The sequence below is a fragment of the Sphingomonas faeni genome (assembly GCF_040407495.1).
Lineage (GTDB): Bacteria > Pseudomonadota > Alphaproteobacteria > Sphingomonadales > Sphingomonadaceae > Sphingomonas > Sphingomonas faeni_D.
Genome location: NZ_JAPZPP010000002.1, coordinates 812,489 through 822,943, shown reverse-complemented (window position 1 = coordinate 822,943; position 10,455 = coordinate 812,489). Strand labels below are relative to the sequence as shown.

Annotated in this window: 15 protein-coding genes; 6 read left to right on the top strand and 9 right to left on the bottom strand. The window is 66.4% G+C overall.

Annotation, left to right across the window (positions count from 1 at the left end):
- Window positions 1–185: 185 nt before the first annotated feature.
- Genes hisA through hisB form a run of 4 tightly spaced genes read right to left on the bottom strand, consistent with a single transcriptional unit; the run spans window position 186 to window position 2,423 of the window.
- Window positions 186–923, bottom strand: a complete 738-nt coding sequence (hisA, locus tag O6W96_RS08870; protein ID WP_353469184.1) for a 1-(5-phosphoribosyl)-5-[(5-phosphoribosylamino)methylideneamino]imidazole-4-carboxamide isomerase — start codon at window positions 921–923, stop codon at window positions 186–188.
- Complete coding sequence (hisH, locus tag O6W96_RS08865) at window positions 920–1,525, bottom strand: imidazole glycerol phosphate synthase subunit HisH (protein WP_353469183.1); 606 nt, start codon at window positions 1,523–1,525, stop codon at window positions 920–922. Before hisH ends, hisA begins: the two co-directional genes overlap by 4 nt.
- Window positions 1,522–1,839, bottom strand: coding sequence for a YciI family protein (locus O6W96_RS08860; RefSeq protein ID WP_353469182.1), 318 nt, complete (start codon window positions 1,837–1,839; stop codon window positions 1,522–1,524). The genes hisH and O6W96_RS08860 overlap by 4 nt, the downstream gene beginning before the upstream one ends.
- Complete coding sequence (gene hisB / locus O6W96_RS08855; protein WP_120301289.1) at window positions 1,836–2,423, bottom strand: imidazoleglycerol-phosphate dehydratase HisB; 588 nt, start codon at window positions 2,421–2,423, stop codon at window positions 1,836–1,838. The genes O6W96_RS08860 and hisB overlap by 4 nt, the downstream gene beginning before the upstream one ends.
- Window positions 2,424–2,494: 71 nt before the next feature.
- Between hisB and O6W96_RS08850 the strand changes: the two genes are divergently transcribed.
- The 5 genes from O6W96_RS08850 to gmk all read left to right on the top strand — a co-directional run bounded on the left by O6W96_RS08850 (window position 2,495) and on the right by gmk (window position 5,859).
- Window positions 2,495–2,980 (top strand): SspB family protein, encoded by a 486-nt coding sequence (locus tag O6W96_RS08850; RefSeq protein WP_056489744.1) that lies wholly within the window; start codon window positions 2,495–2,497, stop codon window positions 2,978–2,980.
- Window positions 2,981–3,170: 190 nt separating this feature from the next.
- Window positions 3,171–4,559, top strand: a complete 1,389-nt coding sequence (gene fumC / locus O6W96_RS08845; RefSeq protein WP_353469181.1) for a class II fumarate hydratase — start codon at window positions 3,171–3,173, stop codon at window positions 4,557–4,559.
- 167 nt (window positions 4,560–4,726) lie between these two features.
- The gene (locus O6W96_RS08840) at window positions 4,727–4,939 is read left to right on the top strand and encodes a hypothetical protein (RefSeq protein WP_353469180.1); all 213 of its coding nucleotides are present in this window, start codon (window positions 4,727–4,729) and stop codon (window positions 4,937–4,939) included.
- Complete coding sequence (locus O6W96_RS08835) at window positions 4,936–5,136, top strand: hypothetical protein (RefSeq protein WP_056052077.1); 201 nt, start codon at window positions 4,936–4,938, stop codon at window positions 5,134–5,136. The genes O6W96_RS08840 and O6W96_RS08835 overlap by 4 nt, the downstream gene beginning before the upstream one ends.
- Window positions 5,137–5,208: 72 nt before the next feature.
- Window positions 5,209–5,859, top strand: a complete 651-nt coding sequence (gene gmk, locus O6W96_RS08830) for a guanylate kinase (RefSeq protein ID WP_093398679.1) — start codon at window positions 5,209–5,211, stop codon at window positions 5,857–5,859.
- A 116-nt stretch (window positions 5,860–5,975) separates the two neighbouring features.
- Here gmk and O6W96_RS08825 read toward each other — a convergent pair whose 3' ends face one another.
- Genes O6W96_RS08825 through O6W96_RS08815 form a run of 3 tightly spaced genes read right to left on the bottom strand, consistent with a single transcriptional unit; the run spans window position 5,976 to window position 7,527 of the window.
- Window positions 5,976–6,656 (bottom strand): ATP12 family chaperone protein, encoded by a 681-nt coding sequence (locus tag O6W96_RS08825; protein ID WP_353469179.1) that lies wholly within the window; start codon window positions 6,654–6,656, stop codon window positions 5,976–5,978.
- The gene (locus O6W96_RS08820; protein ID WP_056489735.1) at window positions 6,653–6,871 is read right to left on the bottom strand and encodes a hypothetical protein; all 219 of its coding nucleotides are present in this window, start codon (window positions 6,869–6,871) and stop codon (window positions 6,653–6,655) included. Before O6W96_RS08820 ends, O6W96_RS08825 begins: the two co-directional genes overlap by 4 nt.
- Window positions 6,868–7,527 carry an HAD-IA family hydrolase gene (locus O6W96_RS08815; RefSeq protein ID WP_353469178.1) on the bottom strand — a complete coding sequence of 220 codons (660 nt, stop codon included), beginning with the start codon at window positions 7,525–7,527 and terminating at the stop codon, window positions 6,868–6,870. The genes O6W96_RS08820 and O6W96_RS08815 overlap by 4 nt, the downstream gene beginning before the upstream one ends.
- A gap of 114 nt (window positions 7,528–7,641) precedes the next feature.
- Between O6W96_RS08815 and O6W96_RS08810 the strand changes: the two genes are divergently transcribed.
- On the top strand, window positions 7,642–8,136 hold the full coding sequence (locus tag O6W96_RS08810; protein ID WP_353469177.1) for a DUF1440 domain-containing protein: 495 nt from the start codon (window positions 7,642–7,644) through the stop codon (window positions 8,134–8,136).
- Between the two features lie 355 nt (window positions 8,137–8,491).
- On the opposite strand, the gene O6W96_RS08805 is transcribed toward O6W96_RS08810, so the two are convergent.
- Together O6W96_RS08805 and crcB are read right to left on the bottom strand one after the other, a co-directional pair.
- The gene (locus O6W96_RS08805) at window positions 8,492–9,787 is read right to left on the bottom strand and encodes an RluA family pseudouridine synthase (RefSeq protein WP_353469176.1); all 1,296 of its coding nucleotides are present in this window, start codon (window positions 9,785–9,787) and stop codon (window positions 8,492–8,494) included.
- Window positions 9,784–10,158 carry a fluoride efflux transporter CrcB gene (crcB, locus tag O6W96_RS08800; protein ID WP_353469175.1) on the bottom strand — a complete coding sequence of 125 codons (375 nt, stop codon included), beginning with the start codon at window positions 10,156–10,158 and terminating at the stop codon, window positions 9,784–9,786. Before crcB ends, O6W96_RS08805 begins: the two co-directional genes overlap by 4 nt.
- Between the last annotated feature and the right edge of the window lie 297 nt (window positions 10,159–10,455).

The following is a 10,455-nucleotide window of genomic DNA, read 5'->3' as shown; positions in this document are numbered from 1 at the left end:
CGCGGAGACGCGGAGACGCGGCAAAGCCGCTAAGAAGAATATTTCGCGCAGAGGCGCAGAGGCGCTGAGAGAGAGGAAGGGAGCAAGGCTTAACTTCTTACTCTCCGCGCCTCTGCGCCTCTGCGCGAACAAGTTTCTGCCTGCGGCGCTCAACTTCTCTCCGCGTCTCCGCGTCTCCGCGTGAATCATCCTGCTGCCTTCGCCACACTCAACGCAGCCGCAAGATCGAGCCGGCCATCGTACAAAGCCCGCCCCGTAATCACGCCCTCGACACCATCCCGCACATGCAACGCCAGAACGTGGATCTCGGCAATGCCCTTGACCCCGCCGCTGGCGATCACCGGAATGTCCACCGACCGCGCCAAGTCGACCGTAGCGTCGACGTTGCACCCCTTCAGCATCCCGTCGCGCCCGACATCGGTGAACAGCAAAGACGCCACCCCCGCATCCTCGAAGCGCCGCGCGAGATCGACCGCGCTCGTGGTCGAAACGTCCGCCCAGCCCTTGGTCGCGACCATGCCGTCCTTCGCGTCGACCGCGACGACGATCCCGCCCGGAAAATCCTTCGCCACGCCGCGCACGAACTCGGGGTCCTCCAGCGCCGCCGTCCCGATCACGACGCGGGAAACGCCCAGATCGAACCAGCCCTCGACGCTCGCCCGCGTCCGGATCCCGCCGCCAAGCTGCACATGCCCCGGAAACTGCGCGACGATCGACCGCACCGCATCGCCATTGACCGAAGCCCCCGCGAACGCGCCGTCGAGATCGACCACGTGCAGATGCTCCGCGCCCGCCTCGGCGAACAACATCGCCTGCGCCGCCGGATCGTCGCCGTACACGGTCGCCCGGTCCATATCGCCCTCGGCGAGACGCACCACCTGACCCGCCTTGAGGTCGATCGCGGGAAAGATAATCAAGCTCACGGTCGCCACTCCAGGAATCGTTCGAGCAAGGCCAGGCCGTAGCGCTGGCTCTTCTCAGGATGAAACTGCACGCCGATCATCGTGTCGCGACCGATCGCCGCGGTGACCGCCCCGGCATGGTCGGTGGTCGCGAGCACGTCAGCGCCTTCGAACGCGAAGCTATGCAGGAAATACGCCTCGCCCGGCTCGATCAGCGGATGCGCGACGGAGGGAACGACGTCGTTCCACCCCATATGCGGCACTTTCGCTTCCATCGTCCCAGGCTCCAGCCGTCGCACGCGTCCCGAAATCCAGCCGAGCCCGGCATGGGTCCCCATCTCCTCGCCCGCATCGGCCATCAACTGCATGCCGACGCAAATGCCAAGAAACGGCGTACCCTCGTCGCGCACCCGCCGGTTCAGCGCCTCGACCATCCCCGGAACAGCCCGCAAAGCCGCCGCACACGCACCGTACGCGCCTACGCCCGGCAACACGATCCGGTCAGCCTTCGCAACGGCATCCGCATCCGAAGTCACGATCAGATCGACACACCCAGCCGTCCGCAACGCGTTCTCGACCGAATGCAGGTTGCCCGCGCCGTAATCGATCAGGGCAAGCGTCACGCCAGTAACTCGGCGATCCCGGGCAGGACCATGCTCGCGGTAAACGCAGTGATCTCAGCCGTCGCAAGTCCGCCGCTCACGAACGGATCGGTCGCAACCACCGCCTCGACCGCCGCCTTCTCGCCACGGATCAGGATGACGCCGCCGGTACGCGGAATTTGCCGGCCCGAAGCGAGAAACACGCCCTCTGCATAGCCCTTGGCGAGCCATGCAACGTGCTCCTTCATGCGCGCATCGATCGCGTCCAGTGGGGCGACGTAGGTCAGCACGACCACGCACAACGGCGTGTCGGTCCGCGCAAACGGCGCGCTCACAGCATCCCCTTGGTCGACGGAATCGCGTCGGCCTTGCGCGGATCGATCTCGATCGCGGTGCGCAGCGCACGCGCGACGCCCTTGAACGCCGCCTCGGCGATGTGGTGGTTGTTCGAACCGTACAGCGTCTCGACGTGCAGCGTGATCCCGGCCGCCTGCGCGAAGCTGTGGAAGAAATGCTCGAACATCTCGGTATCCATGCCGCCTAGGCGCTTCTGCGAGAACAGATCCTTCCACACCAGCCAGGGCCGTCCGGAAATATCCAGCGCCACCCGAGTCAGCGTCTCGTCCATCGGCGACAGCGCATCGCCGTACCGCGCGATACCGCGTTTATCGCCGAGCGCCTGCGCGAACGCTTGCCCGATCGCGATGCCGGTATCCTCGACGGTGTGATGCTCGTCGATATGCAGATCGCCCTTGGTCCGTACGCGGATATCGATCAGCGAGTGGCGCGACAATTGTTCGAGCATGTGATCGAAGAAACCGACCCCGGTCTCGACGTCGTACACGCCGGTCCCATCGAGGTTCACGGTGACGTCGATCGCCGTCTCGGCGGTGGAGCGGGTGATCGTGGCGGTGCGCATGCCACCTCCCATAACGCGCTGACCGACGCATGCAATCTTGACCGGCATCCGAATGGCGCTACCCAAGGGATATGACCGATGGACTGCCCGATAGCCTGATTCCGTACGACGAGATCGTACAAGAAGCCCTGCGTGCCGTGGTCGGCCGCGTGCTCGGCTCGGTCGCGGAGGCCGGCGGGCTTCCCGGCGAGCATCATTTCTACATCACCTTCAAGACGCAGGCGCCGGGAGTCGACATCCCCAAGCGCCTGATCGAGCGTTTCCCGGACGAGATGACGATCGTCATGCAGAACCGCTACTGGGACCTCATCGTCGACGACGAGCGCTTCTCGATCGGGCTCAGCTTCAACCAGGTGCCGTCGAAGCTGGTAATCCCATACTCGGCGATCACCGCATTCCAGGATCCCGCGGTGAGTTTCGAACTCCGCTTCCAGGCGCAGGAAGGTGCGGAGGACGCACTCGGCGACCATGACGAAGCGGAAAACGACGGCCCGACCGCGGTCCCGATTGAAGACGGCTCGAACGTCGTTGCGGTGGATTTCAAACGGAAAAAGTGACCCCCTGAACTCCCTCGCCCCTACGGGGAGAGGGAAGGGGCCCGCGGCACTTGCTGCGGGAAGGGAGAGGGGAGTGAGGCTCGGGACGGTTCATCCCAATGGCCCCTCACCCTTCCGTCGCCTGCGGCTCCTCCCTCCCTCTCCCCGAAGGGGCGAGGGACCCTCGCAAGCCCCGGAAGGTTCTTTCCCCATGACCACCCGCACAGAAACCGACACGATCGGCCCGATCGAAGTCCCCGCCGCCGCATACTGGGGCGCGCAAACCGAACGCTCGATCGAGAACTTCCCCTTCGCCACCCGCGAACGCATGCCGATCGAGATCGTCCACGCGCTCGCCCTCGTCAAACAGGCTGCCGCCCGCGTAAATCGCTCGCACGGCCTCGACAAAACCATCGCCACCGCAATCGATTCCGCCGCGCAGGAAGTCATCGACGGCAAGCTCGACGACCAGTTCCCGCTCGTCATCTGGCAGACCGGCAGCGGCACGCAGTCGAACATGAACGCGAACGAAGTCATCGCCGGCCGTGCCAACGAGGTCCTCACCGGCACCCGCGGCGGCAAGTCGCCGGTCCACCCCAACGACCACGTCAACATGAGCCAGTCGTCGAACGACAGCTTCCCGACCGCGCTTCACATCGCCGCCGCGATCGCCACCACCCACCGCCTGATTCCCGCGCTCGACAAGCTCCACGCCGCGCTCGACGCGAAGGCCAATGCCTGGGACGACATCGTCAAGATCGGCCGCACCCATCTCCAGGACGCGACCCCGCTGACGCTCGGCCAGGAATTCTCCGGCTATGCGAACCAGCTCTATCGCTGCCGTCACCGCATCGAGCCCGCAATCAGTCACGGCATGGTCATCCTCGCGCAGGGCGGCACTGCGGTCGGCACCGGCCTCAACGCCCCCGCCGGGTTCGGCGACGCGATCGCGCACGAACTGGCGGCGATCACCGGCCTGCCGTTCGTCAGCGCGCGCAACAAGTTCGAGGCGCTGGCGTCGAACGATCCGCTCGTGCACCTGTCCGGCACGCTCAACACGCTGGCGGTCGCGCTCACCAAGATCGCCAACGACATCCGCCTGCTCGGGTCGGGACCCCGCTGCGGCTTCGGCGAGATCGACCTCCCCGCGAACGAGCCGGGCAGCTCGATCATGCCCGGCAAGGTAAACCCCACCCAGTGCGAGATGCTGACGATGGTCGCGGGCCAAGTGATGGGCAACCACGTCGCGGTCACCGTCGGCGGCATGCAGGGCCATCTCGAGCTGAACGTGTTCAAGCCGCTGATCGGCGCCAACGTGCTCCGCTCGATCGACCTGCTGGCGACCGCGATGGAGGGATTCGCGGAACGCTGCGTCGACGGCATCGAACCCAATCGCGGCAGGATCGCCGAACTGCTCGACCGCTCGCTCATGCTGGTGACGGCGCTTGCCCCGGAGATCGGCTACGACGCCGCTGCGAAGATCGCCAAATACGCGCACGCCGAAGGCCTGACGCTGAAGGAGGCGGGCCTCGCGCTCGGCCTCGTCGACGCCGAAACCTTCGACCGCGTCGTCAAACCCGAATCGATGCTCGGCCGCTGACTTTCCCACACCGTCATCCTGACGAAAGTCAGGACCCAGAGCCAAAGGCACTGCGCTCCGTAATCCTGGGTCCTGACTTTCGTCAGGATGACGGGTCGGGGTTTGGTGAGGTCGGGAACCCAAACGCCCCTCGCGCGCTAACCCGCCACACGGACAGGAGAAATTACGTGGGCGCAACGACCATAGGCGCGCTGATCGGCGCAGGCATCGACTCGCTCAGTGGTGACGACGGCAACGCGGACGGCGCGATCATCGGTGCGATCACCGCCAACGTGCTCAAGATCGTCGTGCCCGTCGCCGTGACCTACGCGATCGGCTGGGCAGTGCTGCGCGGTGCAGCGGAACTCAAGGACCAGGTTTTCGGGGAGCGAGAAGCATGATCGGACGTATCATCAGTGCATTGGTCGGCCGCGAGATGGGCCGTCGCGACGGCAGCGGCGGCGCTTCGGGTGCAGTAAAGGGCGTCGTGGCGATGGGCTTGATGCGCCGCATGGGCCCGCTCGGCATGATCCTCGGCGGCGGTTACGCGGCCAAGAAGGCCTATGACCGCAACAAGGCGCGGAAGGCCGGCTATTAATCCGCCTTCGTAATACCACGCGCGGGCCGCGCATGGGTTGACGCCCATATGCGGTCCGCGGCAAGGGCGCGCATGCCACACACACTTCCGTCCGACCCACATGGTTTCCGTCGTCGCGGAGTCCTGTTCGTCCTGTCCTCGCCGTCCGGTGCCGGCAAATCGACCATCGCGCGCAGATTGCTCGCGGACGAGCACGAGCTCGAGATGTCGGTCTCGGTCACGACCCGGTCGATGCGACCCGGCGAAGTCGACGGCAAGGATTACCATTTCACCGACCTCGAGGGCTTTCGCGACATGGTCGCGAACGACGAGTTCCTCGAATGGGCGCACGTCTTCAACCACCGCTACGGCACCCCCCGCGCGCAGGTCGAGGAGCTGCTTGCGGCCGGCAAGGACGTGCTGTTCGACATCGACTGGCAGGGCGCGCAACAGCTGTTCCAGATCGCCGGCGGCGACGTCGTCCGCGTCTTCATCTTCCCGCCCTCGATGGAGGAACTCCACCGCCGCCTCACCAGCCGCGGGACCGACTCGACCGAAGTGATCGAGGCCCGCATGTCGCGCGCGGCGAACGAGGTCAGCCACTGGGACGGCTATGATTACGTGCTGGTCAACGACGACGTCGACAGTTGCATCCGCGGCGTGAAGACGATTCTGGCAGCCGAGCGCCTCAAGCGCTCGCGCCAGACCGGCCTGATCGGCTTCATCCGCCGCCTGACGCGCTAACCGCCCGTCATCCTCGCTTACTGATTCCCGTCATCCTGACGAAAGTCAGGATCCAGAGCCAAGAGTGCCAACGTCCATGGCTCTGGATCCTGGGTCGAGCCCAGGATGACGATGCGTCAGAGCAGCCCCAAAAACTCTACCCCGACCCCAAACTCCTTGCGCTTCAACGCGCGCAACTCCGCCGCCTGCCAGTCCTCGCCCCACATCTCGACCGACCAGTCCTCATCGATCCCCGCGGCAGCCCAAGCCGCATCTGCGTCGATCTCGCCCTTGATCAACGCCAACCCGATCACCAGCGACCCGGTCAACGTCACCACCGGCGACAACCCCGCCAGCCGGAAATCATCATACGCCACGACCGCCTCATGCAACCGCGCGACAGTCGCCGCCGGTTGCGCGACGTGCATCACGCCTGCCGTCACCGCGAACGTCACGTCATACCGCCCCCGCGCCCACGCCAGCAGCGGATCCCAAGATGCAGCCTGCCGCTCGACCAGCGGAGGCGGCCCCTCCGCGCGGTAGCAGAGCAGGTCGCTCTCGCCATACGCCGCCAGCCGCGCGGCGAACTGCGTGGGATCGTTCGCGATCGGATCGGTCGCCGCATTGGCCAGACCCGTCAGCGGCATCGTCCGCGGATCGATCGTCTCGCCGACCGCGCGCCATTCCTCCGCGACCGCCTCGGCCAGCGCATCGCTCGGCAACGCCAGTGGCCGCCGCCCGGGCGTTCGCACCGGCTTGCCGTCGAGCGTCACCACCCGGTCGGCATCGATCGCAACGTCTTTCCAGAACCGCTTCACGCGTCAGGACTCCGCCAGCGATGCGCCAGGCTGCGTGGCACGATCGCGATCATCGCCATCGCCGACAACACGATCGCCGTCCCGAGAATCTTCGGCCCCAGATCATGCGCGCGCGCGATTAGGATCAGCCCGAGCAACGCGCCCGCGACCCCCGCCAGCCGCACGCCGACCAGCACGAACCAACGCCGCTGCGCCAGCTTGTCCGCGTCGGTCATGGCCGCGCGACCATGTGGAGCAAGTCCGGCACCGCCGCCGCAACGACATCCGCGCCCGCGTCGGAAAGCTCGTGCACGTCGTGATACCCCCATGCGACCCCGACGGCGCGCACACCGGCCGCGCGGGCCATCGCCATGTCGAAGCTCGTATCGCCAATCATCGCCGTCGTCTCCACGGTCGCGCCAGCCTCCGCGATCGCCGCGAGCAGCATCGCCGGATCGGGCTTCGACGGATGCCGATCCGCGGTCTGCAACGTCACGAACCGATCGGTGATCCCGTGCGCGGCGAGGATATGCGCGAGACCCCGGTCCGACTTCCCCGTCGCCACGCCGAGCAGCCAGCCGTCTGCGGCGAGTGTCTCGATCACCTCGGCAATCCCCTCGAACAGCGGCTCGTCGGCCAGCTCGCCACTCGCCCGCATCGCATGGAACGCATTCTTGTAATCGGTAGCGAGCGAGCGGTGCAGCGCGTCGTCCGCCTCCGGCAGCAACACCTGCATCGCCTCGACGAGGCTGAGCCCGACGATCCGCCGAATGTCCGCGCGCGGCGGCGGGATCAGCCCGGCCCCCTCGAACGCACGCTCGCACGCGACGCAGATATTCGCCTGGCTGTCGACGAGCGTCCCGTCGCAATCGAACACGGCAAGACGGATCATGAGATTTTCCAACGCATCGCCGCCTCGTAGATCACGCGTGCACGCGAGGGAACGCCAAACCGGAACGCGCGCGTCCGCGAACGGTTCGTGTCGGATAGCTCTGGAGACTCAACGATGGCGCACGCACAGACCGACACCCCGAACATCTGGGCCGCCGCTGCTGCGGGTCTAGTCGCCGGCTTGGCTGCGTCATTGGCGATGGACCTTTTCCAGGCCGGCATCGCCGCGCTGTCCTCGTCGGAAAGCGATGCGGAACCGGCGACGGAGAAGGCGGCGGACAAGGTGTCGCAGGTGGTGGTCGGCCACGACATCCCCGACGATCGCAAGCCGCTCGCGGGGCAGGTCGTGCACTATGCGCTCGGGGCAGGGCTGGGGATAGCCTACGCGGTGGCGGCGGAATACCGGCCATCTGTGACCGCGGGATTCGGGACGGCGTTCGCGGCGGTAACGACGACGGTGCTCGACGAGGCGGCGGTTCCGGCGGCGGGGCTTGGCGATGCGCCGTGGAACACTGCGCCGACCACGCATCTGTATACCGCGGCGTCGCACATCGTGTTCGGGACGGTGACGGAAGGCGTGCGGCGGTTGCTGCTGGGCTGGCTGAAGTAGGGCGCTAACTGCGCTCACCGAGTTCCCCCGCGAAGGCGGGGGCCCAGGTATCAAGCAGCGTGACGATCGTGGCCCCTGGACCCCCGACTTCGCGGGGGAACGGCTTAGGGCTAGGGCGCTTCCAACCAACAACCCCACCCCGGCGAAGGCCGGGGCCCAATTGGGGGACGTCGCTAACGGAAGTCATCGCTCCGTTACATCAACCCCTCCAATTGGGCCCCGGCCTTCGCCGGGGTGGGGTGAAAGGTAAGGGTCGTCTCCGACGTCTCACCCTCTCCCCTAGGGGGAGAGGGAACGGGCCCGCGGCCGCTTGGCCGTGGAAGAGTGAGGGCACGCGTCAGCCGAAGAGCATCAATTATCGAGTCCGAGGCCCGCTCCGAGGCCCAGGCTTCCCAGCCCCACCCGGACGCCCACGCCCAGCGGGCTTGGCCCCCTCAACCCGAGGCCCACTCCGCGGCGCCCCGAACTTCGACCCTGCCCCGGTCCGGGGCCCACCCGTCTTCGGCGCAGGCTTGCCCGTCGTCTTTTCCTCGGCAACCCCACGCCCACGCCGCTCACCCTTACGGTCCTTCCGCACCGACTTGGCATGCGCCTTAGCCCGCGACTTCATCTGCTCACGCGTCGGCGCGGTCTTCTCGTCGAGCACCAGGTCGTCGCCCAGCTTCTCCTCGAAGCCCAATTGCTTGAGGCTCTCGGCGAAATGCGTCGGCAGCTCGGCGGTCACGTCGATCGACCCGCCATCCGGATGATCGACCTTGATCCGCCGAGCGTGCAGATGCATTTTCCGTGAGATCCCGCCGGTCAGGAACGCAGCGGCCCCACCGTACTTGCCATCGCCGACGATAGGATGCCCGATCGCCGCCATGTGCACGCGCAACTGGTGAGTCCGCCCGGTAAACGGCTGCAACTCGACCCACGCCGCACGGTTGCCCGCGCGCTCGATCACGCGGTACCGAGTCCGTGCCGGTGCGCCCTCGGCCTCGTCGACGTGCATCTTCTCGCCGCCGGTGCCCGGCTGCTTAGCGATCGGCAGCTCGATCATGCCGTCCTCGATCGACGGCACGTCGACCACCAGCGCCCAATAGACTTTCCGCGCCGTCCGCCCCGAAAACGCCTTCGCAAAGAACGCAGCAGCCCGCGACGTCCGCGCCACGAGCAGCGCGCCGGACGTATCCTTGTCGAGCCGGTGGACCAGCTTCGGCCGACCCTCGTTGTCGTACTGCAACCCGTCGAGCAGCCCGTCGACATGCTGCGTCGTCTTGGTCCCGCCCTGCGTCGCCAGGCCCGGCGGCTTGTTCAGCACGAACGCCTGGAAATCCTTGTGGATGACCATGCTCTGGGCGAGTTCGGTCTCCTCGTCCGACAGGATCACGCGTTCGCGGACGCGCCTGGGCTTGTCGACGTCGGCGGTGGCCTTGTCGGCCTCGGGCGGCGGCACGCGGAGCATCTGGCCTGCCGCGATCCGGTCGCCCGGCGTCGCACGCGCGCCATCGACGCGGAGCTGCCCGGTGCGCGCCCACATCGCCACCGTCGTGAAGCTCGTGTCGGACAGATGTCGCTTGAACCACCGGTCGAGCCGGATGCCGTCATCGTCGAACCCGACGTTGAACTCGCGAAAACCCGTATCGCTATCGCTTTTGCCCGCAGTCATGCGACGGCCCTTACTGCGGAGAGACCCGCGAACAACGCGGCGATCGAACCGATCACCGACACCAAAACATACCCGAACGCGACGCCGATCGCGCCTCGCTCGATCATCGTGACGACGTCCAGCGAGAACGCCGAAAACGTCGTGAATCCCCCCAATACGCCTACGCCAAGCAACAGCCGCCACGTTTCCGACGCGGTATTGCGGGCAAGCACGCCAACCAGCACCCCCATCAGCAACCCACCGATCAGATTCACGGCAAGCGTACCAAAGGGATAGTCGGGCCCCAGCAACGACAACATCGCGCGGCCGGTCAGATAGCGCGCGCCGGACCCGACCGCACCACCGACCATGACATAGAGAAGGGGAAGCATTCTCGCGCCCTAGCGTGAATCGGGCAAAACGGAAAGGTGGGGTCGGTGGAAGGCGCGCGTCTCCCCTTGGTCACTTCGAGATCACCGTGCGAGCCCTGTCCCAAAATGTTTCCCCGCGAAGGCGGGGACCCAGTCTGGGCTCCCGCCTTCGCGGGAGAACAAGGAGGAAAGAGATGACGCCATCCCAACGCGCCAACCTGCGTACCACCACCCCGGCGAAGGCCGGGGCCCAGTTGCAAAGGTGGCAATAACTAAGGACCGCGTTCAGTTAGCAACGTTTCTCAACTGGACCCCGGC